Here is a 23,956-nt window from a genome sequence, read left to right on the forward strand (position 1 = left end):
CGGCTAATGCAAGAGCCACCATGGCGGTGATGGGATGGATCCTTTCGCTGATGTTCCTGGGCATCAGCCTGCTGGCCTGGATGTATGGCGTGGATCCTTCCTCCAATCAGACCACGATGGCGATTTTGGGCGAGCGGATCTTTGGCGCTTCCAACCCGCTTTACCCCGCTCTCCAGCTCTTCACGCTGCTGATCTTGATGTTGGCGGCCAACACCGCCTTTGCCGATTTTCCGCGGCTGGGGGCCCTGCTGGCCAGCGACAGCCATTTGCCGAGGCTGATGGCATTCCGGGGGGATCGGTTGGTCTTTCAGAACGGCATCCTCGTGCTGATTGCCCTCTCTGGCCTGATCATCGTTTTCTGCAAAGGGGACACCACGATGGCGATCAATCTCTATGCCGTAGGGGTGTTTCTGGCTTTCACGATCTCCCAGAGTGGCATGGTCATCTACTGGCTGCGTCAGCGCGGCTCGGCCTGGGGTTGGCGAGCGCTGATGAATGGTTTCGGGGCCCTTTTCACCGGCCTGGTGTTGGCTGTCGTGGTGTTCAGCAAGTTCAGCGGTGGCGCCTGGTTGGTGGTGCTGCTTATCCCCTCCTTGGTGTGGTTTCTGGCTCTGACCAAACAACGCTATGGGCTCCTGCAGCATGCGCTTGAGCTGGATGAATCCGCCGAAGTGATCGCACCAGTTCTGCATCTGCATTCAGCAGCCTCACCCGCTCGTCCAGATCCTGGTCAGGGTCCGATTATAGTTTGTCTTGAAGCATTTGACCGTGCGGCCGTTGCTGCGGTTCGCCAAGCGTGCAGCATGTCGCGCCAAGTGAGTGTGCTGTTTGTTTATTCCTCCCATCACAACCCCCAACGGATCAGGGCCCAATGGGATCGACAGATCGGCCAGCCGTTGGGAGTGGCCCTAACTCTCAAAGAGAGCCCCTACGCCTCCTTTATTGATCCGCTGGTGGAGAGGGTGCATGCCATTGAGCGCGGTGCCTTTCAGCGCATTGCCATAGATGGCAGTCAACCCGAACAGCGACTCACTGTGATGATGCCCGAGGTAATCAGCACCGGATGGCTGGATGGGCTATTACTTAACCAGAGCGTTGATCTGGTGTCGGCTGCCCTGCGCGATCGAGGATCCCGCCTCTTCAGCCGCTATCGCTATTACCTCCAGGTCTAATCTTGTGAGCGTTGATCCAGTCGATCGGCTGCTAGCGAGCTACGGCTATGGCCTGCCGAGTGAACTCATCGCTCAGCGGCCGGTGGAGCCCCGTCACGATGCCAGGCTGCTGGTCGTCGATTCCAGCGGCATAGGGGCCGCGCCCCATGCTCGCCACCTCAGGGTGTGGGATCTGCAGCACGAGCTCAGGGCGGGTGATCTGCTTGTGGTCAACGACACCCGCGTGCTGCATGCCCGGCTTGAGGTCCGCCGCGCCAGCGGCGGAGCCGCCGAGCTGCTGGTGCTGGAGCCCTGGCAGCCGTCTGGGGCAGATCGGCAGGCGGTCGATGTCCCCGGTGCAGCCCCAGGGCGTTGGCTGTGCTTGGCCAAACCCGCCAAACGGCTCAGGCCCGGCGACAGCCTGGAGCTGATCTCCCCAGGGCAGCCGCCGCTTTTGGTCACGGTGCTGGGTAGCGATCCTCAAACCGGTGGCCGCATCGTGCAGTTCCCTGCGGCGTGTAGCGATGCCGCGGCGCTGGAGCCGTTGCTGCTGCAGTACGGCGCGATCCCGCTGCCGCCTTACATCCACGGGCACGAAGCTTCCGACCATGACCGCTACCAGACCCGCTATGCCGCCCGGCCGGGAGCCGTTGCGGCGCCAACGGCGGGTCTGCACTTGAGTGATGAGCTGCTCGCGGCAATCCGTGGGCGCGGCGTGGAGCTGGCCACCACCACATTGCATGTGGGCCTGGGCACCTTCCGGCCGGTGGAAACCGAAGACCTGAGCCAGCTGCAGCTGCACAGCGAGTGGGTGGAGGTGTCGCCCGAGCTGGTGGCGGCGGTGACGGCCTGCAGGGCGCGGGGCGGCCGGGTGATCGCCATCGGCACCACTTCGGTGCGCAGCCTGGAGGCGGTGGCCCAGCTGCACGGGGGCGAGCTGCGGCCCCACACAGGCCCGGTGAATCTGGTGATCCAACCGGGCTATCGCTTTGCGGTGGTGGAGGGCCTGCTCACCAATTTCCACCTGCCGAAAAGTTCCCTGTTGCTGCTGGTGAGTGCCCTGATCGGCCGCCAGCGCCTGCTGGACCTCTACACCGAGGCCATCGAGCGCCAGTACCGCTTCTTCTCCTACGGCGACGCCATGTGGATCGAGCCCCAGGCGGTGCTGGCGGCGGCACGGCCGGCGGCTCGGCTAGCCCGCAACATTTCAGCGGGCCCGGAACAGCCTCCAGATGATCTGGAAGGGTGATGGATGTTTTACCGGTGCCGGTGGCGATGGTGAGCAGGATGCGGTTCCGGCCAGTGGCGATCGCCTCGAGCACTCGGCACACAGCGATGTCTCGATGGAAGCGGGCCTGCCAGCTATCGCACTCATAAGCGCAGTAGGGGATGGCGGCGAAGTGATCGCGTCACACCCCAGCCAGCGGATGCCAGCAACACATCCATCAGGAATGCACACCATGATCAGCGAGCAGATGCTCACTCCAGTGCTGCGCCTCCGCCTGGGAGAGCTGCTCCGATTGGCGGCTCACGGGGATCCGCGCAGCGGCATCACCACAGGGTGTCCAGCTGTGGCAAAGCGCGCAGTTTGGCGTCAGCGGTGATCAGCCTCGCGCCCAGCTGCAGGGCCGTGGCCCCGATCAGGCGATCCGCTGGATCGCCATGCTGAAACACGGTGCTGCGAGACAGCAGGGCAATTTCTGGTGTGATGGGCTGCACCTGCAGGCTCAGGGCTGCCAGCAGTTGCGTCAGGTAAAAACCGGCGCTGATGTCCTTCGGCAGCACCAGGCGCCCGCGTTCGTGCAGAAGGGCCAGCTCCCAGAGCGAAATGTCGGCAATGGCCAGCTCGTGCCTGGTTCGCCCCAGCTCAAGGGCTTGCCGGGCCGGGGCCGTGAGACGTTCGGGCTCATGGGCCCAGAACAGCAGGATGTGGGTATCACAGATGGTCGGCATCGCCACTCCAGGCCTCATCGGCCGTTTCTGGGCCCAGCGGCGACACCACGTCAACCAGCGTCACGCGGCCCTGCAGACCCTGGAGCCACTGGCGGGCTGCCTGGGCGGGCTCGTGTTCGGCTTCCAGTCTGGCGATCACGCGGCCGCGGGAGGTGATCTGGATAGCCTCTCCCCCCTGCACCCGCTTCAGGTAGGCGGGGAGGTGCTGCCGTAGATGGGACACGGAAACGCGAGTCATGATTTGTACATTTGGTCTGTACAATCTAAGGCCTGCGCGTAGCCGGCCTGGCGGCTGGGGGAGGCGAAATCTGGCTCGCAGGGCAAACGGCTTTCAGCCGTGTGATTGACCATGCGATGGAGCAAGCGGCGATTCGTACGATGCAATCCATCTCGGCTAACGATCTATAAAGACCGGTGGAATTGGCACCATCTCACGATCACGTCGCGCAGGCGGCCGTTTCCGGCGTTGAAGTTAAACGGAGTTTCTGGAGGTGACGCCAAGCCGGCCAGCTAATCGCCATTCACTGGCTGCATCAAAAAGCCCCCGGGGTTTTCCGGGGGCTTTGCTTCTGCTGGGGCAGGGGAGCCCCAAGCCGGTTTCAGACTGCTGCCAGGTTGGCCGCTACGAAGTCCCAGTTCACCAGCTTCTCGAGGTAGGTGGTCATGTAATCGGGGCGGCGGTTCTGGTAGTCGAGGTAGTAGGCGTGCTCCCACACATCCATGGTGAGCAGAGCCTTCTGGCCGTGGGCCAGGGGCAGGTCGGCGTTGGGGGTCTTGGTGACCTTCAGGGTGTCGCCATCGAGCACCAGCCAGGCCCAGCCGCTGCCGAATTGGGTGGCACCGGCAGCCTTGAACTGCTCAACGAACGCTTCGAAACTGCCGAAGTCTGCGTTGATCTTCTCGGCCAGGGCGCCGCTGGGCTGGCCGCCGCCACCGGGTTTCATGCACTGCCAATAGAAGCTGTGGTTCCAAACCTGGGCGGCGTTGTTGAACACGCCGGCCTTGCCAGCGTCACCGGCCACGGCGGTGATCGTATCTTCAAGGCTCTTGGCCTCGAGATCCGTGCCGGCCACTAGATTGTTCAAGTTGGTCACGTAGGCGGCATGGTGCTTGCCGTGGTGAAACTCGAGGGTGGAGCGGGAGATGTTGGGCTCGAGCGCATCGAGGCCGTAGGGCAGCGCTGGCAGCGTATGGACCATGGATGGGGAGAAGGCAAAGCCGGAATCCCCATCCTAACGATCGACTCCTGGGGCTTAGCCGCCGATGCGCACCAGCTCCACTTCGAAGGTGAGGGTGGCGTTCGGGGGGATCACGCCGCCGGCGCCCCGCTCGCCGTAGGCCAGGTCGGGAGGAATCACCAGCTTGCGCTTACCGCCGACTTTCATGCCGGCCACGCCCTCATCCCAGCCCTGGATGACCCGGCCAGCGCCAAGGGGGAAGGAAAAGGGGCCGCGGCCGTAGCTGCTGTCAAATTCGGTGCCATTGGCCAGGGTGCCCCGGTAATTCACCACGACCGTTTGTCCGGTAGTGGCCTCGGCCCCATCTCCCACCACCAGATCTGTGATGCGCAGGCCACTGGCGCTGGTGCGCTCCTTGGGGGCATTGAGCTCGCCACCGAGGCCGGCGGCCTGGGCGATGTCGTTGTCGGTGGCCATGGCAAAGAGGGTGGGGTTGGGGTCGTCAGGATCAAGTTCCAGGCGGCTGTTGCCGATCGCAGGGCGCGATTCGGGGGCCGCAAATAATCCTGGGGCAGGGGCCGCGTTCACCGTGGTGGGGTTGACCAGCTGGCTCACCAGGGCCAGCAGCAGGCAGGCCACGCACACGGCGGAGCTGATCAGAATGTCGCGCATGGGAAGCTGCGGATCAGCCCGATTCTGCCGTCTGATCAGTCGGGAATGTCCAGATCGGATGCTCCCTCAGCTCCCGAACGCTGGCGCTGGCCCCGCTCCAGCCGGTCGATGCGGCCCCTCAGTTCATCGAGTTCCTTCTGGCGGGCCAGGCCCAGGTCTTGCAGGAGTTGGTCCTTGTTGCGTTCCAGCTGGCGCTCGGCCTGCTGCTCGAGTTCCGGGGTTTCGCCGCGCAGGGCCTTGAGCACGTCTTCAACCAGGGCAGGGGCCTGGCTGGGGTCGAGCTTGCCGCTGCGCACCCACGCCTGGGTGACCGTACGTAGCCGCTCTGACACCAGGGAGGTGGTGCCCAGGCCGCGCAGCAGCAGTTGTTGGAGCGGGTTATTCGGATCCATGGCGGCAACATTCCTGGCTAAGCCTGGCCCTTCCTAAAGTCTGCTGCTATGGGCAATAACCGTCTAGGCCGGTGGTGGCTGGCCGGAGCAGCGGGTCTGCTCGCCGGTCTGGCCCTTCCCCCCCTGGGCCTGCCGCCATTGCTATGGCTGGCTTTGCTGCCGCTTTGGGCCCTGCCGGGCCTGGCCCATGGGGTTTGGGGTGGGGCCCTCTGGGGCGCGGCGGCGGTGCTGGTGAGTCACCGCTGGTTGCTGGGCCTCCATCCCCTCGACTGGATCGGTGTGCCGGCCCGCCTGAGCCTGCCCCTGGCCTGGCTGCTCCTGCTCAGTTGTGCGGCGGCCGCCTCCCTGTTGGTGGCCCTTTGGGTGGGGTTGGCACGCCACCTCAATCCCCGCCGCTTCAGCAGTGCCCTGCTGCTCAGTGGCCTCTGGGGCCTGGTGGAGGTGTTGCTGGCCAAGGGCCCGTTGTTCTGGCTGGGCCTGGGGGCGGTGGCCCTGCCTGGCGACCGGGCCCTGGCCGGGCTGGCCAGCTTGGGGGGCATGGGCCTACTGGCGATGGTCCAGCTGCTGTTGGGCTGGTGCCTCTGGCGCTGCTGCAGCGGGCCCGACCGGTCCGGCTGGATCGCGGCCACCGCCGCTGCGGTGTTGATCAGCCATGGCCTGGGTGCCGCTGCCCTGCTGGCGCTTCCCTTGGCGACCAAGGCAGGCCCAGGGCCCGGTGATGGCCGTAACGTTGAACGGGTGCTGGTGCTGCAGCCGGCCATCCCTACCCGCCAGAAGTTCCAGTGGGTCCAGCAGGTGCGCCTGCAGCAGCGCTTGGCGGCTGCACTGGCGGAGGCAGAGCAGCGCAGGGTGGATCTGGTGCTCTTGCCCGAGGGCGCCCTCGGGCTGGAGCCTGAGCTCTCTCCCCAGCCAGCGGTCGAGCTGATCGGGGGGGGCTTCCGCTGGCAAGAGGTGGCGGCCGAACCGCAACAACGCAGTGCCCTGCTGCGGTTCGGCCCTGGGGAGGCCCGGGCCAGCAGCTGGTTGGACAAGCACCGGCTGGTGCCCCTGGGCGAATGGGTGCCCTTCGCGGGCTTGGGGCGGTGGAGCGGCCTCTCCGCCGTGGGTGGCCTCCAGCCCGGAGCTGCATCGAGGCTGTTGCCCAGGCCGGCGGGTCCCATCGCCGGGGCCATCTGTTATGAGCTCTCCGATGGCGCTGCCCTGGCGACGGCCGTGCGCAACGGGGGCGGTTGGTTGCTAGCAAGTGCCAATCTGGATCCCTACCCGGCGATGCTCCAGCAGCAGTTCCAGGCCCTAGCCCAGCTGCGGGCGATTGAAACGGGGCGTTGGCTGGTGAGTGCGGCCAATACGGGGCCGAGCCTGTTGGTGAATGCCCGCGGCAAGGTCATCGCCGCCCTGCCAGCTGGCAGGGCCGCCAGCGGCGTATTCGAGCTGCCGCGTCTGCGCTCACTCACCCCCTACGACCGATGGGGGGAGGGCCCCCTTTTGTTGGCGCTGGCGGCGGCGGCAGTTTTGCGCTGGCGGCAGTGATCCAGCTGCTGCCGATGGCGTAACCCAGGGCCACCAGCGCCAGCCCGCCGCAGAGGCTCGCCAGCAGTACCAGCCCTGCTGCCCAGATATGGCCGGCCAGCAGGGCCCGGGCCAGCTGCAGCATCCAGGAGGAGAAGGTGGTGAGCGATCCGCAAAAGCCAATACCGGCCCACAACATCAGCCGTTTGCGCCGGTTTGCCTGGGCAAGCACCACGCCGATTAACAGGCAGCCCACCATGTTGGCGACGAAGTCGGCCGCCACCAGGCCGCGCAGGCCACCCACCCCGGCGGTGCCAATACCTTCAAGGCGCCAACGCAGCAGGGCGCCGGGGATGGCGCCAGCAGCCACGAGGCCCAGATCGCGCAGGTCGCCGTGCAGGCTCCGCGCTGGGATCCCACCTATTCTATCTTCTATCCCACTCATGCTCCTGCTCCCAGGGATAGGCCCAGCAGCATCGCCAACAGGCCGCCGGCCACCGATCCGCCAGCCAGCACGGCCGCTTCACGCCAGTTACGGGACCTCAACTCATGGCGCAGTTCGGCGCTGAAGGTGGAGAAGGTGCTGAAGCTGCCTAGAAACCCCGTGCCCAGCAGCAGCAGCAGCCGGCGAGATCCCTCGCCGCAGCTCTGCTCCAGGCCCACCATCAGGCCGAGGGCAAAACAGGCAATTACGTTGACGCCGAAGGTCCCCCAGTGTCTTCGGGGCAACACCGGCTCGAGATGATCCACTACCCGGAAGCGCAACCAGGCCCCGGGAACGGCCCCGATGGCCACCAATAGGGCTTCTCCCCCCGGGGTCCCTGCGGCCATGGACGTACGGCAATGCTGGGCAAGTCTCGGTCTCAGCGCTCGCTCTGGCAGGCCGAGGGGGCCTGGCGGCGGAACAGACCATCTAGATAGTGGCGGGCGACGGCCCGATCAGGGCAACCCTGTTGGAACAGGAAGCCGGCTAGAGCTGCCTGCATCAGTCGGTATTGGTCCCATTGGGGGTGGATCCGCACGAACTCACGCATGGCGTCGTAGAGGTCCTCGGGAAACTGGTTCTCGACGGAAACGGAGCCGGGTGCGTGATCTGGGATCTGAAGCATGGAGCCAGTGACTGGAGCTCCATCACCCCACGGCACCGCCGGATCCGTCAAAGGTCGCTCCAGGGGGTGGGTCTGGTAAGACCCGCAGGGTCCCCATCCTGTTGTTGGGCTTTTTGGTGCCAGGGCTTGGGGCCGGAAGTCGTTGAAGCGGTGCCGTCAAGGGGGCCGGCCTTTTCCCCTGGACCGCCGAAGCAGGCCTGCTGCAGAAGCCGATCCGCCACCGCTGCCCTGGGGAAAAGCCAGGGTGGAGCTGGGGAGAAGGGTGTCGAGGTGGGGAAAAGCCCATTGCTCAGCAGTGGTGATCAATCCCAGGGCCGCTGGCGGCAGCGGCTTATGACCTGCTGGGCGACCCTTGCTTCAAGATCTGTTACAGTCTCTTCAAGTTTCGTAACCAACGAACAATCATGTCTGAATCCACCACCCGTTTCGGTTTTGTTGCTTTCGCTGAAACCTGGAATGGTCGTTTGGCCATGCTCGGCTTCGTCATCGGCCTCGGCACTGAAGTCCTTACCGGCCAAGGCATCCTCGGCCAACTGGGTCTGGGCTGAATTCTCCCGACCTGAGCCCCAATTGAGGCCTAGTTGAGCCCCGGCGGGTATTCCGCTGGGGCTTTTGCTTGGCTCAGCTTTTTGTGGCTATCAGGGCAAAGAAGGGATCGCCTTTGCCGCCGATCCACCCGAGGGGGCCCGGAGCTTGGGTTTCCTCCGCAACCTGCAGCGGCCTGGGCCAGCCCTGGGCCAGGAGCACGCGCTCGACATAGGCCAGGTGGTCCCTGTCGCTGCCATCAGCCCAGATCTGGGGAGCCTTCTGAAAGAACATTCGGTTGCTGAAGGCCACGATCAGCTCTCCGCGGGGACGCACCACCCGCAGCAGCTCGCTGGCTATGGCTTCCGGATGTTGCAGGTACTGCCAGCCGGCCACTATCAGCGCCACATCCACGCTGTCATCGGGTAAGGGCAGGTTCAGATCGGTATTGAGGTTTTGCAGCCAGTGGCGTTCAAGCCTTGGGTTGGCTGCCAGCTCCTGGGCGTTGAGCCCATGGCCAATCACCTGCTCGTAGCTGACATCTTCCGGCAGGTGGCTGACCCAGCTGCTCATCAGATCGAGCACCACTGCGCAGGCGGGAATGCGCTGGCGGTAGAGCAGGGTCAGCCGTTGGCGGAAGCTGGCATCAAGGTGTTGTACGAAGCGGGGTTCGGCGTAGAAGAGGGCGTCGTCGGAGCGGTCGAGCTTGTCGCGCTCGGCCTCACCCAGCACCGGCACGGGGGCAGAACCGGGCGGAATCATGGGGCGGGGCGGCTGCTTTCCGCTCGATTATCAAACCGTTCGTCAAGGGGCTAGAGTCTGCAAAGTTCCTTAACAATTGGGATTGAAAGCGCATGTTCACGCTTGAGAAGGCCACCCAGATCTTTCCAGACACTCTTTCGGCCGACGTGGTGCCGGCGATCACAGCCCGCTTCCGGCTGCTGAACGCAGAAGACCAGCTGGCCCTGATCTGGTACGCCTACCTCGAGATGGGCAACACCATCACCGTGGCTGCCCCCGGTGCCGCTCGAATGCAGTTTGCCGAACCGGTGCTCAACCAGATCAAGGCGATGTCCTTCAGTGAGCAGAGCCAGGTCATGTGTGACCTCGCCAACCGCGCCGACACCGCCGTCAGCCGCACGTACGCCTGCTGGTCGGTGAACATCAAGCTGGGCTTCTGGTATCAGCTGGGTGAGTGGATGGCAGCGGGTCTGGTCGCCCCGATCCCTGACGGCTACCAGCTTTCGGCCAACGCATCGGCCGTCCTGAGCTCCGTCAAGGGTGTCGACCAGGGGCAGCAGATCACCCTGTTGCGCAATTTCGTGGTGGATATGGGCTACGACCCCGCCAAGGGCGAGGGTCAGCGGGTGATGGAGCCGATTGCCGCTCCGACCCCGGAGGCCCAGCGCAAGAAGGTGTTCATCGAGGGGGTGATCAACCCCACGGTGAACAGCTACATGGATCTGCTCAACGCCAACGACTTCGACAACCTGATCGAGTTGTTCCTGCCCGACGGCGCCCTCCAGCCCCCCTTCCAGAAGCCGATCGTGGGCCGGGAGGCCATCCTGCGCTTCTTCACTGAAGACTGCCAGAACCTCAGCCTGCTGCCCGAGCGGGGTTTCGCCGAGCCTACCGAGGGCAACTTCACCCAGATCAAGGTCACCGGCAAGGTGCAAACCCCTTGGTTCGGTGCCGGCATCGGCATGAATGTGGCCTGGCGCTTCCTGCTCAACCCCGACGGCAAGATTTATTTCGTGGCGATCGACCTGCTGGCATCTCCCGCCGAGCTGCTCAAGTTTGGCCGTTGAGTTACCCCAGCTGCACTGGGCTTCTGCTCGCTGCTGGGCTGATGCTGGGCTGGCTGGCCTCCCTGGTCGGCCTGCTCAGTCTTGATCTGGGCCAGTTCTCCTGGCTGGCCCTCGCCGCTGCCCTGGTGGGCCGCACCGTGCTGCAAACCGGACTGTTCATCGTTGGCCATGACGCCATGCATGGGGTGCTCCTGACCGGGGGGGGCAAGTGGAACGATCGGATCGGGGCCCTGGCTTTGGCCTGTTATGCGGCGCTGCCCTATGGAGCCTGCCGGCGTAACCACCGAAGCCATCACCAGGCGCCGGCAAGTGCGGAGGATCCCGATTTCCATGCCGACCCCCATGCGGGGGTGTGGGGCTGGTATGGCCGGTTCATGGCCGGCTATCTCACCCCTTGGCAAATGACGCGCCTGCTGGGCGGCTGGGTGCTGCTGGCCCTGATCGCCTCAGCCTTCAGTCCTACAGGCTGGATCAACGTGTTGCTGTTCTGCACCCTGCCCCTGCTGCTCAGTTCGCTGCAGCTTTTCTTGATAGGCACCTACCTGCCCCATCGCGGCCAGCGGGCTCCCCTCTCTCGTGCCAGGCCAGACAGCCTGAACCTGCCCAGTTGGCTTTCCCTGCTGGCCTGTTTCCACTTCGGCTATCACCGCGAGCACCACGAACGGCCTGATCTCGCCTGGTTTGAACTTCCAGCAGAGCACCGCCGCAGGGCCTCCATTTGGAGTGATGACCTCGCAGCAGCATGACGATCCGTGTAGCGTCCCCCAGTGCAGCCCTAAACCTATGATGGAAACGATGCTTGAGGGTTGGACGGTCTCTGAGCAATCCGTAGCTCGAGAAGCGTTTGACCGGGCCTACGGCCGGGCAGTTGACAAACTTGTTGTGGAAGTGCGCAGCAAGTCTGAACATCTCGATTCAGCTGAAACCGTATGGCAGCTGCACGATTACCTCAGCATCGAGCGACACACAATCGAAGGCCGGTTTGATTTCCGCCTCGATGGAATCCTGTTTATTTTCGCCAGCTTGGTCAAGGACCACCTGCTGCAAATAGAAGAGTTGGCGGGGCTAGATGCCGAAAAGCTGGCCAAGATAGAGGCGATGTCACGCTTTTAGGCTTTTGCCGTCCCTGTGATCATCCAGTGGCTTGAGCCAGCTGGGCTCGTCTACCTCTGCGGTGATCAGCGGCTACGACTGTGGTGATCGCCAGGCGTTCCAGAACAAGTTGCTTCTGCGGCTCATCGATGGGCCGGCAGTCCGCGAAGCGTGAGCACAATGGGGCCATGGGTCTTGTTCTTCCCCAGCCCCAGCTCGATGCCATCGCCGACGCCTGCCGGCGACACCAGGTGCTGCGCATGCATTTGTTTGGCTCGGCCCTGCGCGACGACTTCGACCCCAGCCGTAGCGACCTAGATTTGCTCGTGGAGTTCCAATCGATCGAGCCGGGCGACCTTGTGCAGGCTTATTTCGGCCTGGAGCGCCAACTGGCCTCGATTATAGGTCAGCCGGTGGATCTGGTGATGGCCGATGCCGTGCGCAACCCCTACGTGCGCCGCGACATCGAGGTTTCGAAACAGCTGATCTATGAAGCGTGATCCAAGGGCCTTTCTCAGCGATGTGATCGAGGCTGGTCACGCCATCCAGCAGGCCGTTGATGGCATCAACCTCGACGACTACTGCAACAGCCGGCTGATTCGCTCGTCTGTCGAGCGGGAGTTCACCATCATTGGCGAGGCACTCAGCCAGCTCTCTCGGAGAGATGGCGACCTGTTTGCCCAGATCGATCAGGCACCGCAGATCATCAGCTTTCGAAACAAGCTCACCCACGAGTACGTCACCATCAACGATCAGCTGGTCTGGGGCGTCATCCAGAACAACCTGCCTGTACTTCTGGAGCAGTGCACTCAGCTGCTCAGTGATCTCGAAAGAGGCGATGCCTGAGCCTCAAAGCCTGAGCACAATTGAGGCCATTGGTCATCCCCTCCCCCAGCTCAGCAGGTCATGGCCTTCCTGCGTTCACAGCAGAGAGAGTGGCAGCAGCGCTACCGACTCCAACGCATCGACCTGTTTGGTTCCACTGCCCGTAACGTGGCCATGGCAAGCAGCGATGGGGATGGGTGGGTGAGCTCAATCCCCTAACCCCCTTCGCCACAGTGCAGCTGAAGCAGGGACTGGAGGAGCTGCTGCAACGGCCCGTCGATCTGGTGCGCCTGCGGGTGAACCCCGCCCTCTGGAACACCGAGGATCGAAAAGATAGGGAGCCATGCACCAAATCGTGCACCAAAGCATTAAAAAACCCAGGCCAGGCCTGGGCTTTGAGGATGGAGCCAAGCGGACTCGAACCGCTGACCCCCTGCATGCCATGCAGGTGCTCTACCAGCTGAGCTATGGCCCCGTTGAAACGCTTGGGCGGCGGGGCGCTGGTCGTCCCGCCTTGGCCCGCAGGCCCGCTTGGCGTTGCTGGAGTTTACAACGCCGTTTGCTCAAACCTTGCGCCACACCGCCACCAGCTTGCCTTGAACGGTGACCTGCTCAGCCGGAAGCACGATGGGTTCGTAGGCGGGGTTGGCCGCCTCGAGGGTGACCGTGGCGCCGCTGCGGTGGAAGTGTTTGAGGGTGGTACCGCTGCCGGGCACTAGGGCGCTCACGATCGTGCCGGCCTTGAGGTTGCTGGGGTCTGACACGGGTTCGAGCAGCACCACATCGCCATCGGCAATGTGGGCATCCACCATGGAATCGCCATTCACCGTCAGGGCAAACAGGCCGCGCGTGTCGAGCACCGGGGCTAGGTCGAGTCGCTCCTGCACGTCGTCAAAGGTTTCGACCAGGCCGCCTGCAGCTACGGCACCCAGCACCGGGATGCCGCTGGTCATGCCGCCGAGGAGTTGGAGGGTGCGGGCCTGGCCCTCCTGCCAGGTGATCCAGCCCTTCTGCTGCAGGTGACGCAGGCGGCTCTGGATCGGAGCGGGGGAGCGCAAGCCCATCGCCTCCATCATCTGGCGGATCGACGGGCTGTGGCGCTGGGCGCCGATGTAGGTGGCCAGCCAGTCATAGAGCTCCTGCTGGGCGGAGGTGAGCTCTTGCTGGCCGCTGTTGAAGGACTGGGGGCTGGGCCGGGGCATGGGCGGGGCGTCGCTGATACAGATGTACCGCCTCTGGGCGATTTTGTCTAGCCCTGGTGGCTCAGTTGCTGCCTATGGGAGTGGCGGCAGGTCGGGAGGCGGTGGACTTCCTGGCAAGGGTTGGCCTGGCAGCGGTTGGCCTGGCAGATCCCCGAACAGGTTGGCCAGGCCGCTGAGGCGCTCCGCTGCCGGTTCCGGGCCCAGGCTCCAGAGGCTCTCGAGATAGAAGAAGGCAACACCCAGGCCCTTGGCCCGGTTTGCCTCCACTTTCTGACGGATCAGGGCCAGCGGGGTGGGGCGATTGCGCTGGCCGCTCATCACCGCGATGGCTGTGGGAATAAGGCCCAGGCTCTCCTGCACTTCGGGTTTCTCCAGCTGGGGCAGGTAGCTGGCCAGATCGGGCCGGTAGATCTGGATCAGCAGCTCATCGGCGATGCCCCTCTGCACCCAGCTGCGCCAATCCTGCAGTTGCAACTTGTAGGCGAAGTCGTAGTAGTTGGGTGAGATCGAGATGATTGCGCCAGGTCTGGCATTGCGTACGGCTTTGGCCAGCTGTTCCATGAAGGCAGTGATGCGATCGGCCCGCCACTTCACCCAGCCGGGCTCTGCCTCGTTGGCGGGTGGTTCGCGCCCGGTTTCCTTGCGATAGAGGGCCACCGTGAAGGGGTCGTAGCCGAATTCCCGCGGCAGGCTCATGTGGTCGTCGAACTGGATGCCGTCGGCGCCGTATTGGCTCACCACCTCCAGCACCAACTCGGTGATCAGCTGCTGCACCTCCGGCCGGAAGGGGTTGAGCCACACCACTTCACCGGCAGCGCTGATCGAGCTGAGGCCGCCATCGCGTTTCTTGGTGAGCCAGCTGCGGTGGCGCCGGGCCAGCTCCGAATCGGGCGGTGCCATGAAGCCGAATTCAAACCAGGGCAGCACCATCAGCCCGCGGCTGCGGCCGGCGGCGATCAGCTCGCCGATCACGTCCTGCCCCTGCAGGCCCCGGTAGGTGAAATTCTGGAACTGGCGGCCCTCGCTCACCTGGCTGGGGTAGTAGGCAATACCGCCGTTCCACACCACGGCGTAGAGCCGGTTGAAGCGCAGATCCGCCAGTTGGTCCAGCGTGGCCTGCATGCGGGTGCGATCGCGCAGCACCGGCATGTCGTTGGCGGTCAGCCAGACGCCCCGTAGTTCCGTCGGCTGGGCCCTGGCTGGCTGGGGCAGCTGCAGCATGGTCGCCAGCAGCAAAGTTAAAAGTCTGGGAGCGCCCATGGCATGGAATCCCAGCTTCAGATCCCGCCCAGCAGGGCCGCTAGCAGGGCTTGCTGGGCGTGCAGGCGATTTTCGGCCTGGTCAAAGATGCGGCTGCCGGGTCCCTCGATGGCACCGGCGCTGATCTCCAGGCCCCGGTAGGCCGGCAGGCAGTGCAGCACGATTGCCCGGGGATCGGCCTCGGCGATCAGCTCCTCGTTCAGGCACCAGCCCGCAAAGGCCCGCTCGCGCTCGGCCTTCTCCTCCTCCTGGCCCATGGAGGCCCACACATCGGTGTAGAGGGCATGGGCGCCGCGTACCGCCGCCACTGGCTCGTGCAACACCGCCACGCTGCCGCCGCTGGCGGCCGCCAGCGCTTGGGCACGCCCGAGCACCTCCCCGTTGGGCTCGAAGCCCACCGGGCAACCGATGCGCACGTTCACCCCCAGCAGGGCGCCGCAGAGCAGCAGCGAGTGGGCCACGTTGTTGCCGTCGCCCACGTAGCTGAGGGTCAGGCCCTTGAGCTCGCCAAAGGCCTCCTGCAGGGTGAGGTAATCGGCGAGGGCCTGGCAGGGGTGCTCCAGGTCGGTGAGGGCGTTGATTACCGGGATCGAGGCCCAGTGGGCGTATTCGGCCAGTTCCTCCTGGGCGAAGGTGCGGATAGCCAGGGCGTCCACGTAGCGGCTCAGCACCCGGGCCGTGTCGGCCACCGGTTCACCCCGGCCCACCTGGGTCAGCTGGGGGTTGAGGTCGAGGGTCTGGCCGCCTAGACGGGCCATGGCCACCGAGAAGCTCACCCGGGTGCGGGTGGAGGCCTTGGTGAAGATCAGGCCGAGGGTCTTGCCGGCCAGATTGATTTGGCTGCGGCCGGCCTTGAGGTCGGCCGCCAGCTGCAGGAGGGCCCGGGTTTGCTCAGCGCTGAGGTCGGCCGAGGAGAGCAGGTCGCGACCGCACAGGGCTGCCAGGGCCGTGGCTAGGGGGTTGGAGGCGGCGGCTTGCATCGGCCGGTCTCAAAGAACCCTTATCCGTGATCAGGGGCCCCGGCGTCAAGGGCTCAGGCCGCCAACCGGGCTTCTTCGGGCAGCACGCTGCTGGCCAGCAGCTCCTTGAGGTTGTCTCCCTCAATCACTTCCTTTTCCAGAATCTGCTGGGAGATGCTCTCCATCAGTTCCCGGTTGTGGCGCAGGATTGCCAGGGCACGCTCGTGGGCGGTATCGACCAGGGTGCGCACCTCCTTGTCGATCGCCTGGGCCGTGGCATCGCTCACGACGCGGCGGGGATTGTTGCCACCGCCCAGGAAGCGGCTGCCCCCCTGCTTGTCGTAGGCCAGGGGGCCGAGGGTTTCGCTCATGCCGTAGGTGCCAACCATCTGCTCGGCGATGTCGGTGGCTCGCTGCAGGTCGTTGGCGGCGCCGGTGGTGACCTCGCCGAAGACGATTTCTTCGGCGCTGCGCCCACCCAGCAAGGTGGCTATCTGGCCCTCCAGGTCTTCCTTGGAGTTGAGGAAGCGCTCCTCGGTAGGCAGCTGCAGGGTGTAGCCCAGGGCGCTCATGCCGCGGGGCACGATCGAGATCTTGGCCACCTTGCTGCCGCCTGGCATCAGGTGGCCCACGATGGCGTGGCCCACCTCGTGGAAGGCCACCACCCTTTTCTCATCGGGCTGGAGCACCCGGCTCTTCTTCTCCAGGCCGGCCACCACCCGTTCGATCGCCTCATTGAGATCGCCCTGTTCCACCTCGGTGCGGTAGGCGCGGGCGGCTAGCAGGGCCGCCTCGTTGACCAGGTTGGCCAGGTCGGCGCCGGCGAAGCCACTGGTGGCCTGGGCGATCTTGTCGAGGTCGACACTGGTCGAGAGCTTCACCTTCTTGGCGTAGATGTCGAGGATCAGCTTGCGACCGGAGAGGTCGGGCCGATCCACCAGCACCTGGCGGTCGAAACGACCGGGCCGCAGCAGGGCGGCATCGAGGGTTTCGGGCTGGTTGGTGGCGGCCAGCACGATCACCGGCTTGTCCTGGCCGGCGAAACCATCCATTTCGGTGAGAAGTTGGTTGAGGGTCTGCTCCCTTTCGTCGTTGCCGCCAACCACGCCCATCGAGCCGGAACGGCTCTTGCCGATGGCGTCGAGTTCGTCGATGAAAATGATGCAGGGAGCCTTTTTCTTGGCCTCTTCAAACAGGTCCCTCACCCGGGCGGCACCGGCGCCCACGAAAAGCTCGACGAACTCCGAGCCGGAGATGATGAAGAAGGGCACTTCGGCCTCGCCTGCCACTGCCTTCGAGAGCAGGGTCTTGCCGGTGCCGGGAGGGCCCACCAGCAGGACACCCTTGGGGATGCGGGCGCCGATGGCTGCATAGCGCTCGGGCTTCTTGAGGAAGTCGACGATCTCGGCCAGTTCGGCCTTGGCCTCATCGACCCCGGCTACATCGGCGAAGGTGACCCGGGATTCCTCATCGGGCACATACACCTTGGCCTTGCTCTTGGTGAAGCTCAGCGCCCCCTGGGCGCCGCCACCCATGCCGCTGCGGCGGGCGAAGAACTGGAGCACCAGAATGAAGATCAGCGGAGGCACCACCCAGCTCAGGGCCGTAGTGATGAAGCTGGGCTTCTGGGGGGGCGCTGCGGCGAATTCCACCCCATGCTGCTCCAGCCGCTGGGGCAGTTCCATGTCGAAGATCGGGGTGGTGGAGAGCAGGGTTGGTGCCCCCTCCTCCGAAGCCTCCTTGAGCTCGTAGCGGATTTGGTCGGAGGTGATGTAGGCCCGCTTGACGTTGTTGTCGTTCACCTGGTCGATGAACAGTGAATAGGGCACCCGCGGCACCTGGGCTGCCGAATTGGGCAGGAAGTTGCTGAACAGGAGCAGCACCCCGAAGCCGATCAACACCAGGTTGATGATTCCGAAGCGGCGGTTGGGGCGGTTGTCGTCCTGGCGGATCGCCATGGTGCGGCAGCCAAAGTTCCAACCAAGCTAGTGGGGCGCTTCCGCCAGCGATCCAGCGGCGGGTTGGGAGAACCGAACGCACCCCAGTCCCCCAGTCCCAACCCAATGTGTGGTCAATTTTCCCTCGCGGCCCCGCTCGAGAGCCTGCGCCCCCATCTGCAGGGGCCCTTGCCACCGGGGCTGGAGGCCCACTACGCGCCGCGGGCCCAGGTGCGCCCCGGCGAGCCCCTGCTGATTCAGCGCCAAGAGCACGGCCGGCGAGAGGTGGCCCTGGCCCTGTGGGGCCTGCTGCCCGAGTGGGTCAAGGACCCCGCCAGCGCGCACCGCTGTCTCCATGCCCGCGCCGAAACCGTGGCGCTTAAGCCGAGTTTTCGCGGCGCCTGGCGCCACCGCCGCTGCCTGATCCCCGCCGATGCCTTCTGGGAGAAGGGCCGCTGGATTCGGCGTCGCGACCGGGAGCTGTTCTGGCTGGCGGGTCTGTGGGACCGCTGGATCGGCCCCGATGGCAGCGAGCTGGAGACCTGCTGTGTGCTCACCACCGCCCCCAATGCCCTGCTGGCGCCGATCCATCGGCGCATGCCGGCGCTGATCCCCGCGGGACTGGAGGCGGCCTGGCTCGAGCCGGCCGATGGTCACCTCCTGCGGGCCCTGGAGCCCCTATTGCTTCCCTGGAACCCGGCCGATTGGCAAGTCGATGGCCAGCCAGTGGCGCTAGACCAGCCCCAGTTGAATTTGGACTTTTGAGCCTCGAGCAATTGGATGCCTTCCTGGCCCATGCCCGTCAGACGCCTGAACTGGCAGTTCGGCTGTCGGAACCGCTCGAGTTGCAGGCCTTTCTGGAGTTGGCCCGCGGCGCCGGCTATCCCCTCGAAGAGGCTGATGTGATCGCCGCGCAGCAGCGCCAGGAGGCAGGCCTCAGCGATGCGGAGCTGCAGGAGCGGGCTGGAGAGGAAGGTCGGCGGCTACGCAATTTCATCCATGCCTGAACGGGTGGCCGATTACCCCCGGCCGCCGGCGCTGGTCGAGAGCGCCGAGCAGGTGCGGGTTGAAGCCTTGGGCCAGTTGCTCTGTGAGACGGGGCGCAGCCTGAGGGTTTTGGAGACCTTCCACCCGCCCACCTACTACCTGCCGCCCCAGGCGGTGCGGCAGGAGCTGCTCCAGCCCAGCCCCGGCTCCAGCTATTGCGAGTGGAAGGGGCTGGCCCGCTATTTCGATCTGGTGCTCGATCCCACTGCTTCGGCCGAGGCCCTCCCGGTTGAGCGCCGCCTGCGCCGGGCGGTGTGGACCTACCCCGAGCCCAGCGAGGCCTTTGCTGCCCTGGCTGGTTGGTTTGCCGTGTATCCGGCCCTGATGGATGGCTGCTGGGTTGACGGCGAGCTGGTGACGCCCCAGCCCGGCGGCTTCTACGGCGGCTGGATCACTTCCAAGGTGGCCGGACCGTTCAAGGGGGATCCCCAGCATCCGGAACTGAGATAGGGCTGCCTGCTGAGATCACAGTGCGGGTGGGGAAGGGCATGGAAGCCCCGGCTTGCTCCACCACCGCGCCGATCAACAGCAGCGCCCGTTGGCGCAGGGCCCAGGCGTCCTGGATGGCGCCCCCGGCGGCAAAGCAGAGCAGACGCAGGGTGAGGCTCGATTCGCCGTAATCCACGAAGTGGACCAGCCGCTCCTTGGCCGGGTCTATGCCGGGCAGGGCTTCGAGCTGGTCCTGCAGGTCGGTGGTGATGGCCTCAATGCGGCCCCGGTCGGCGTAGCTGAGCCCGAATTCGATCCAGATGCGGCGATTGTCGATCTGGGCCAGGTTCTGTACGGCCTGGCTGGTGAATAGCCCATTGGGGATGTAGATGCGCTGTCGTTCCGGATCCCGCAGCTCGGTGTAAAACCAGCCCACCGCTTCCACCGTGCCCAGCAGCTGGGGGCCCGGCAGGTTGATCGTGTCGCCCAGGGTGAAGGGCCGGTTGATGTAGAGGCTGAGGCCGCTGAGACCGTTTTCCACGATCGTGCGGGCACCGAAGCCCAGGGCCGCTGCCCCGAAGCCCCCGGCGGTGATCAGCACCCCTGCCGACACCCCCAGCAGGTCCAGGGTCATCAACAGCACCACCAGCACGGCGGCTGTGCTCAGCAACTTGTCGAGCACGTCGAACAGAAAAAGCTGGTCTTTGCTGGAGAGGTGGGGCAGCAGCTGGGCCCCGTAGTGCTCGGCGCGCCGCTTGAGTTCGCTGCGCCAGCGCAGCAGGGTCCAAACCACGCCGATGCTGAGCAGCAGGTTGCGCAGCTCCCGGCCCTCAGCCTGGCCCGCCAGCCACCAGCCGATGCCGCTGATCAAGATGGCGGTGGCGATGCTGAGCCGGCCGCTGAGCAGCAGGGCCCGCCCGAGGGAGCCCATGGGGCAGCGCCGGCCCAGCCGATCCAGCAGCATCCAGGCAAATAGGGCCAGCAGCGTCCCCCCCAGGGGGATCTGTAGAGCGAAGGGCAGGCCGGCGGTGGGCATGGCTAGGGCGCCATGGGCGCGGCAGGTGCGCTGAGTCTCCAGAGCAGGTCTGGGCCCAGGGTCTGGACTGGCTGGCTGCTCCAGTTGGGCACCTCGGCCATGGCCGTGAATCCCAGCTCCCCCAGGGGGGTGCGGGCCGGTTGGCCGCCCAGCAGTTTCGGGGCGATTACGGCGGCCACCTCCTGCACGCAGCCCTCCCGCACGGCCGCCGCCGCCAGCTCCGGGCCGCATTCCCACAGCACCTGGTTGCAGCCGCGGGCCGCCAGGACCTCCAGCAAAGCCCGGGGGCTGCAGCTGGGCAGCTCCAGCCGGGGGACGCCCTGCTGATCCAGGCCGGCGCAGGCCGGCGCTGGCGCCTCGGGGCCATGGGCCACCAGGGTGGGCCCAGTGGCCTGATTCCAGAGCTGGGCGCTGGCCGGGAGGTCCAGGCTGTGGCTGAGCACCACCCGCAGGGGTTCGGGGTGGCGCAGGCCGCGGCTGGTGAGCAGGGGATCGTCGGCGCGAACGGTGCCGCCGCCCACGATCACCGCATCGCAGCCGGCTCGCAGCCGGTGCACCCAGGCGCGGGCCGCCGGGCCGCTGATCCACTGGCTGGCGCCGTTGCTGAGGGCGGTGCGGCCGTCCGCACCCATGGCCCACTTGAGGATCCCCAGGGGCCGGCCGCTGGCGATGCGGTGGCAGAAGGCCCGGTTGAGGGAGCGGGCCTCAGCTTCGGCCACGCCGCAGATCACCTCGATGCCGGCGGCCGCCAGCTGGGCCAGCCCACCGCCGGCCACCTGGGGATTGGGATCTGCCATGGCCACCACCACCCGGGCTAGCCCCGCGGCGATCACGGCCTGGCTGCAGGGCGGCGTGCGGCCGTGGTGGCAGCAGGGCTCCAGGGTCACCACCATGGTGCCGCCGCGGGCCCGTTCGCCCGCCTGGGCCAAGGCGCCGACCTCGGCGTGGGGCTCGCCGGCGCGGGCGTGGTAGCCCTCCCCCACCAGCGAGCCGCCGGCATCGAGCACCACCGCCCCCACCAGGGGGTTGGGGCTGGTGCGGCCGGCGCCCAGCTCAGCTAGCTGCAGGGCCCGCTGCATCCAGGGGCGCCAGGGGTTAGGTGCGGGGCTGGACAAGGGGGGTAGCACTGAACAGGCGTGGAAGGGCAGCAATTAGCGCAGAGAAAACATAAAAGAGATATTCAGTCGCTCCCGTGTGATGTTTGATCTATCCGTTGTTTCCCTGAATTCATCATTTCCGTGTAAGACAGGGCCCTGGGGCATTCCTGATCAAAGGTGACCTTCCTCAGATCCTCGCCTTGAGGGCGAGCCCTTGCAGTCAGGTGTCTTCTCACCATCCAGCCGATGGTCAACGAAAAACCAAGAACGACCAGTATGCCCATCGCTTAATGATGGCGTAGATATGCATTATTGCAATCCACGGTTCAATCCACAGTGCAATCCACGCGTTGTCCTGGCTTCACTGCGCGGCTGCCGAAGGTTTTGCCTCGTCTGTGACTGACACAGGAGGCAGGGGGGGAGGACCTTGAAGGGGTTCAGAAGGCGGGATAGTCAGAGGCGGGGTTGCGGGAGACTGGGCGGCGGGAGACTGGGATTGGGGACTCTGGGCGCCATTTTCGCGGCCTTTGAGGTCTTTTTGCAACTTCTCAATTAAAAGTCGCTGGTCTCTTATTTGCCCATCCATGCCATCAAAATATCTCACGGCAGCAACGGCGCCAACCGCAATGGTTGTCAGGCTCGCAACAACCGCGATGCTCTTAGAAAAACTAACCATGATGCCATCCTCGTGCACAATGTTTTCGTGATTCTACCTTGATTAATCTAGTCACGTCTGGTGGGGCTGACCAGGGGGTAAGAGCATTCACCCATCGGCCCATGGACATTCAGCAATTGATACTCGTTGAGCTTTAGAGGGGGCTGTTGTTGACAATCCTGGCTAGGTGGGATTGCCGAAGGCTCCTGGGGGTTGAGCCGCGGCCAGCGGCAGGCTGCGCCATTGCGCCACCACAAACGGAGGCACCGGCAACTCCACAAACACCCCCGGCAGCACCAGCCGCAGGGGTCGGTCTTGGTGCAGGTCGGCCAGCAGGGGCGCCAGGTCGAACTCGGCGGCGGCGCTGCGGCCATCCCCTGCTAGTTGGGGGTTGGCCAGGGTCACATCGGCCAGCTGCCAGCTGAAGTGGCCGCTGCGCACCTGCAGGGCCGTGGGGTGGTCGAGCCGCACCTTGCCGGGGTAGCCCACAATTCGCAGCTTCAGGGGCCCGCCGGGCGCTCCTTCCCGGTAGGCCACCAGCTGCCAGCTCTGGTAGTCGAGGTCGCGCAGGCTCTCGAGGCTGCGCACCACCGGGGTGCCGTTCTCGTCGTTGTGGGCGTGCACTTGGGCCTGGGCGGCCGGGGTCAGCCCCAGCCAGAGCGCCAAGGCCAGCAGGGGCGCCAGCAGCAGGGTGAGCAGGGGTTTCATGGTTGGCGTTCGGCCCCTGGGATGGCCTGCCAGCCGGTGTGGGTGGCCCACAGGGCCCAGATCGCCATGGCCCGTAGGTAGTGGCAGGCCCGGAAGGTGTTGACGCCGGTGATGGCTTCAGGGGTGCGGAACTGCAGGCCGCCGCCGTACACCTGCTCCACCACGGCGCCGCTGATGGCTAAGGCCGTGCTGGTTTCGCCCATCAGGCGGTAGTAGGCGGCCAGGCCGAAGTTGATGCCGGTCCACACCTCCAGCGGGTGGGTGCCGTTGGGATCGAGGGGGGTGCCGTCGCGGCGCAGGCCGTTGGCCACACCGAGCTTGCCGCCCTGGAAGCCCTCGAAGCAGGCCTCCTTGACTGCCTTCAGGGCACTGCGGGCGCGCTCGTCGGCCACCACCGCGGGCAGCCCCAACAGGCGGGCGTAGAAGTCGCCGCAGAGCTGGTCGGCCATCACCACAGGTGTGCCGCTTTCGGCATCGATCTTGTAGTACTCCCCGTTCCACAGCAGGGCATCGAAGTTGGCTCGGGACTGCTCCAACCAGCTGCCGAATTGCCGCTGCTCGCCACTGGTGTCGAGCCCCAGCTCCAGCTGCAGCCGCTGGGCCATCGCCAGGGCCGCCTCCAGGGCGGCGATCCAGAGGGCGCCGCAGTAGGCACTCACCCCCTGCAGCGGCCAGTCGTCGAAGGTCTGGTCGGGGGCGCCGCCGTTGTCGGGCAGGCCGTCGTTGTTTACGTCGAAGCTTTTCAGGTAGGTGAGGGCCTCAACGGCCGCTGGCCAGCACTCGGCCAGGAAGCGCAGGTCTTCGCCACTGGGAGCGAGCCGGAAGGTGCGCCACACCTGCAGCACGTAGTCGCTGGCCAGGTCTTTCCAGAGATTGCAGTCTTGATAGGCGGTGTAGTTGGTGGCATCCCAGGGCCGCTCGTTTGGAGCGCCCAGGTCGTGGGGGGTGGCTCCGGCCAGCTTGCGGGCCGCCTCCACCCGGCCCTTGCCCTGGGTGAAATACCAGCCGATTGGCCTCGGTGTGGGGTCGGCGGCGGGGATGGCGCGGGCGAAGCTGCGCAGTACGGCCTTGTCGAGTTCGGGCCAGAGCTGCAGCAGGGCGAAGGAGCCGTAGAGCCTCACATCCAGGCTCTCGTACCAGGCGTAGTCGAGACACTCGAGCACCCCGAAGCGGCCCACCGGGTCGGCGGGGCTGGCGGCACTCCAGAGGCTGCCGCCACTGGCCAGGTCGTAGAGCTCGTTGAACAGGGCCATGCGCAGCGGTTCGGGCAGGTCGGCGCGCTCCAGCACCGGCCGCTGCCAGGCCTCGATCTGGCTGTGCCAGTCACGCCAGTCGCGCAGGGCCTCGGCGGCGATGGCAGCGGCGCCGCTGCCATCGCCGCCGAAAAAGTCGGTGTCGCGGCGCAGGCAGCG

32 protein-coding genes and 1 tRNA gene are annotated in these 23,956 nt (G+C 65.6%); 14 read left to right on the forward strand and 19 right to left on the reverse strand.

Going from position 1 to position 23,956, the window contains the following annotated elements; translation table 11 throughout:
* Together KBZ07_RS02865 and queA are read left to right on the forward strand one after the other, a co-directional pair.
* Positions 1-1,172 (forward strand): amino acid permease (locus tag KBZ07_RS02865; protein WP_254930197.1); only part of this gene is annotated, 1,172 nt, incomplete at its 5' end.
* Between the two features lie 4 nt (positions 1,173-1,176).
* Positions 1,177-2,400 carry a tRNA preQ1(34) S-adenosylmethionine ribosyltransferase-isomerase QueA gene (gene queA / locus KBZ07_RS02870; RefSeq protein ID WP_254930198.1) on the forward strand — a complete coding sequence of 408 codons (1,224 nt, stop codon included), beginning with the start codon at positions 1,177-1,179 and terminating at the stop codon, positions 2,398-2,400.
* A gap of 302 nt (positions 2,401-2,702) precedes the next feature.
* Here the strand turns inward: queA and KBZ07_RS02875 are convergent, their stop codons facing one another.
* From KBZ07_RS02875 to KBZ07_RS02895, 5 genes are all read right to left on the reverse strand, one after another.
* Positions 2,703-3,104, reverse strand: a complete 402-nt coding sequence (locus tag KBZ07_RS02875; protein WP_254930199.1) for a type II toxin-antitoxin system VapC family toxin — start codon at positions 3,102-3,104, stop codon at positions 2,703-2,705.
* Positions 3,088-3,342: a type II toxin-antitoxin system Phd/YefM family antitoxin gene (locus tag KBZ07_RS02880; RefSeq protein ID WP_254930200.1), complete on the reverse strand. Its 255-nt coding sequence runs from the start codon at positions 3,340-3,342 to the stop codon at positions 3,088-3,090. The genes KBZ07_RS02875 and KBZ07_RS02880 overlap by 17 nt, the downstream gene beginning before the upstream one ends.
* 361 nt (positions 3,343-3,703) lie before the next feature.
* The gene (locus KBZ07_RS02885; RefSeq protein ID WP_254930201.1) at positions 3,704-4,303 is read right to left on the reverse strand and encodes a superoxide dismutase; all 600 of its coding nucleotides are present in this window, start codon (positions 4,301-4,303) and stop codon (positions 3,704-3,706) included.
* Between the two features lie 54 nt (positions 4,304-4,357).
* Complete coding sequence (locus KBZ07_RS02890) at positions 4,358-4,954, reverse strand: FKBP-type peptidyl-prolyl cis-trans isomerase (protein WP_254930202.1); 597 nt, start codon at positions 4,952-4,954, stop codon at positions 4,358-4,360.
* Between the two features lie 35 nt (positions 4,955-4,989).
* Positions 4,990-5,346, reverse strand: a complete 357-nt coding sequence (locus KBZ07_RS02895; RefSeq protein ID WP_254930203.1) for a phasin family protein — start codon at positions 5,344-5,346, stop codon at positions 4,990-4,992.
* Between the two features lie 48 nt (positions 5,347-5,394).
* Here KBZ07_RS02895 and lnt point away from each other — a divergent pair, with 48 nt between their 5' ends.
* The gene (gene lnt / locus KBZ07_RS02900; RefSeq protein ID WP_254930204.1) at positions 5,395-6,876 is read left to right on the forward strand and encodes an apolipoprotein N-acyltransferase; all 1,482 of its coding nucleotides are present in this window, start codon (positions 5,395-5,397) and stop codon (positions 6,874-6,876) included.
* On the opposite strand, the gene KBZ07_RS02905 is transcribed toward lnt, so the two are convergent.
* The 4 genes from KBZ07_RS02905 to KBZ07_RS02920 are packed head-to-tail and all read right to left on the reverse strand — an operon-like array spanning position 6,797 to position 8,185.
* Positions 6,797-7,300: a CrcB family protein gene (locus KBZ07_RS02905; protein WP_254930205.1), complete on the reverse strand. Its 504-nt coding sequence runs from the start codon at positions 7,298-7,300 to the stop codon at positions 6,797-6,799. The two genes, lnt and KBZ07_RS02905, sit on opposite strands and share 80 nt — an antisense overlap.
* Positions 7,297-7,686 (reverse strand): CrcB family protein, encoded by a 390-nt coding sequence (locus KBZ07_RS02910; protein ID WP_254930206.1) that lies wholly within the window; start codon positions 7,684-7,686, stop codon positions 7,297-7,299. The genes KBZ07_RS02905 and KBZ07_RS02910 overlap by 4 nt, the downstream gene beginning before the upstream one ends.
* 32 nt (positions 7,687-7,718) lie before the next feature.
* Entirely contained in the window at positions 7,719-7,964 is a 246-nt protein-coding gene (locus tag KBZ07_RS02915) for a DUF2811 domain-containing protein (RefSeq protein ID WP_254930207.1), read from the reverse strand.
* Between the two features lie 47 nt (positions 7,965-8,011).
* Positions 8,012-8,185, reverse strand: a complete 174-nt coding sequence (locus KBZ07_RS02920; protein WP_254930208.1) for a hypothetical protein — start codon at positions 8,183-8,185, stop codon at positions 8,012-8,014.
* Positions 8,186-8,368: 183 nt separating this feature from the next.
* On the opposite strand from KBZ07_RS02920, the gene KBZ07_RS02925 reads away from it, so the two are divergent.
* A complete protein-coding gene (locus tag KBZ07_RS02925) occupies positions 8,369-8,512 on the forward strand; it encodes a chlorophyll a/b-binding protein (RefSeq protein ID WP_254930209.1) in 144 nt (47 codons plus the stop codon).
* 73 nt (positions 8,513-8,585) lie between these two features.
* Here KBZ07_RS02925 and KBZ07_RS02930 read toward each other — a convergent pair whose 3' ends face one another.
* Positions 8,586-9,251, reverse strand: a complete 666-nt coding sequence (locus KBZ07_RS02930; protein WP_254930210.1) for a class I SAM-dependent methyltransferase — start codon at positions 9,249-9,251, stop codon at positions 8,586-8,588.
* Between the two features lie 92 nt (positions 9,252-9,343).
* Between KBZ07_RS02930 and KBZ07_RS02935 the strand changes: the two genes are divergently transcribed.
* The 7 genes from KBZ07_RS02935 to KBZ07_RS02965 are packed head-to-tail and all read left to right on the forward strand — an operon-like array spanning position 9,344 to position 12,433.
* Positions 9,344-10,297, forward strand: a complete 954-nt coding sequence (locus KBZ07_RS02935) for an orange carotenoid-binding protein (RefSeq protein ID WP_254930211.1) — start codon at positions 9,344-9,346, stop codon at positions 10,295-10,297.
* A 41-nt stretch (positions 10,298-10,338) separates the two neighbouring features.
* Positions 10,339-11,043 carry a fatty acid desaturase gene (locus KBZ07_RS02940; protein ID WP_254930212.1) on the forward strand — a complete coding sequence of 235 codons (705 nt, stop codon included), beginning with the start codon at positions 10,339-10,341 and terminating at the stop codon, positions 11,041-11,043.
* A 40-nt stretch (positions 11,044-11,083) separates the two neighbouring features.
* Positions 11,084-11,410, forward strand: coding sequence for a hypothetical protein (locus KBZ07_RS02945; protein WP_254930213.1), 327 nt, complete (start codon positions 11,084-11,086; stop codon positions 11,408-11,410).
* A gap of 31 nt (positions 11,411-11,441) precedes the next feature.
* Positions 11,442-11,564 carry a hypothetical protein gene (locus tag KBZ07_RS02950; RefSeq protein WP_254930214.1) on the forward strand — a complete coding sequence of 41 codons (123 nt, stop codon included), beginning with the start codon at positions 11,442-11,444 and terminating at the stop codon, positions 11,562-11,564.
* Between the two features lie 13 nt (positions 11,565-11,577).
* Complete coding sequence (locus tag KBZ07_RS02955; protein WP_254930215.1) at positions 11,578-11,889, forward strand: nucleotidyltransferase family protein; 312 nt, start codon at positions 11,578-11,580, stop codon at positions 11,887-11,889.
* A complete protein-coding gene (locus tag KBZ07_RS02960; RefSeq protein WP_254930216.1) occupies positions 11,879-12,235 on the forward strand; it encodes a DUF86 domain-containing protein in 357 nt (118 codons plus the stop codon). The genes KBZ07_RS02955 and KBZ07_RS02960 overlap by 11 nt, the downstream gene beginning before the upstream one ends.
* Positions 12,236-12,295: 60 nt before the next feature.
* Positions 12,296-12,433: a hypothetical protein gene (locus KBZ07_RS02965; protein WP_254930217.1), complete on the forward strand. Its 138-nt coding sequence runs from the start codon at positions 12,296-12,298 to the stop codon at positions 12,431-12,433.
* A 183-nt stretch (positions 12,434-12,616) separates the two neighbouring features.
* Here KBZ07_RS02965 and KBZ07_RS02970 read toward each other — a convergent pair.
* The 5 genes from KBZ07_RS02970 to ftsH all read right to left on the reverse strand — a co-directional run bounded on the left by KBZ07_RS02970 (position 12,617) and on the right by ftsH (position 17,593).
* Positions 12,617-12,689 (reverse strand) — tRNA-Ala (locus KBZ07_RS02970).
* An 88-nt stretch (positions 12,690-12,777) separates the two neighbouring features.
* Positions 12,778-13,416 (reverse strand): transcriptional repressor LexA, encoded by a 639-nt coding sequence (gene lexA / locus KBZ07_RS02975; RefSeq protein ID WP_254930218.1) that lies wholly within the window; start codon positions 13,414-13,416, stop codon positions 12,778-12,780.
* 72 nt (positions 13,417-13,488) lie between these two features.
* Entirely contained in the window at positions 13,489-14,676 is a 1,188-nt protein-coding gene (locus tag KBZ07_RS02980) for a family 10 glycosylhydrolase (RefSeq protein ID WP_254930219.1), read from the reverse strand.
* A 17-nt stretch (positions 14,677-14,693) separates the two neighbouring features.
* Complete coding sequence (gene argF, locus KBZ07_RS02985; protein ID WP_254930220.1) at positions 14,694-15,656, reverse strand: ornithine carbamoyltransferase; 963 nt, start codon at positions 15,654-15,656, stop codon at positions 14,694-14,696.
* Between the two features lie 53 nt (positions 15,657-15,709).
* Entirely contained in the window at positions 15,710-17,593 is a 1,884-nt protein-coding gene (gene ftsH, locus KBZ07_RS02990) for an ATP-dependent zinc metalloprotease FtsH (protein ID WP_254930221.1), read from the reverse strand.
* 105 nt (positions 17,594-17,698) lie between these two features.
* Here ftsH and KBZ07_RS02995 point away from each other — a divergent pair, with 105 nt between their 5' ends.
* From KBZ07_RS02995 to KBZ07_RS03005, 3 genes are read left to right on the forward strand one after another with little or no spacing between them, the layout of a single operon-like run.
* Positions 17,699-18,337, forward strand: a complete 639-nt coding sequence (locus KBZ07_RS02995; protein WP_254930222.1) for an SOS response-associated peptidase — start codon at positions 17,699-17,701, stop codon at positions 18,335-18,337.
* On the forward strand, positions 18,334-18,579 hold the full coding sequence (locus KBZ07_RS03000; RefSeq protein WP_254930223.1) for a Nif11-like leader peptide family RiPP precursor: 246 nt from the start codon (positions 18,334-18,336) through the stop codon (positions 18,577-18,579). The genes KBZ07_RS02995 and KBZ07_RS03000 overlap by 4 nt, the downstream gene beginning before the upstream one ends.
* Entirely contained in the window at positions 18,572-19,069 is a 498-nt protein-coding gene (locus tag KBZ07_RS03005) for a DUF427 domain-containing protein (protein ID WP_254930224.1), read from the forward strand. Before KBZ07_RS03000 ends, KBZ07_RS03005 begins: the two co-directional genes overlap by 8 nt.
* On the opposite strand, the gene KBZ07_RS03010 is transcribed toward KBZ07_RS03005, so the two are convergent.
* The 4 genes from KBZ07_RS03010 to KBZ07_RS03025 all read right to left on the reverse strand — a co-directional run.
* On the reverse strand, positions 19,035-20,084 hold the full coding sequence (locus KBZ07_RS03010; protein WP_254930225.1) for a mechanosensitive ion channel family protein: 1,050 nt from the start codon (positions 20,082-20,084) through the stop codon (positions 19,035-19,037). The two genes, KBZ07_RS03005 and KBZ07_RS03010, sit on opposite strands and share 35 nt — an antisense overlap.
* A gap of 2 nt (positions 20,085-20,086) precedes the next feature.
* Positions 20,087-21,163, reverse strand: coding sequence for a bifunctional diaminohydroxyphosphoribosylaminopyrimidine deaminase/5-amino-6-(5-phosphoribosylamino)uracil reductase RibD (gene ribD / locus KBZ07_RS03015; protein ID WP_254930228.1), 1,077 nt, complete (start codon positions 21,161-21,163; stop codon positions 20,087-20,089).
* Positions 21,164-22,019: 856 nt separating this feature from the next.
* Positions 22,020-22,544, reverse strand: coding sequence for a DUF3122 domain-containing protein (locus tag KBZ07_RS03020; RefSeq protein WP_254930226.1), 525 nt, complete (start codon positions 22,542-22,544; stop codon positions 22,020-22,022).
* A partial coding sequence (locus KBZ07_RS03025; protein WP_254930227.1) for a GH116 family glycosyl hydrolase occupies positions 22,541-23,956 on the reverse strand: 1,416 nt, incomplete at its 5' end. The genes KBZ07_RS03020 and KBZ07_RS03025, both read right to left, overlap by 4 nt.

The organism is Cyanobium sp. BA20m-14 (assembly GCF_024346295.1).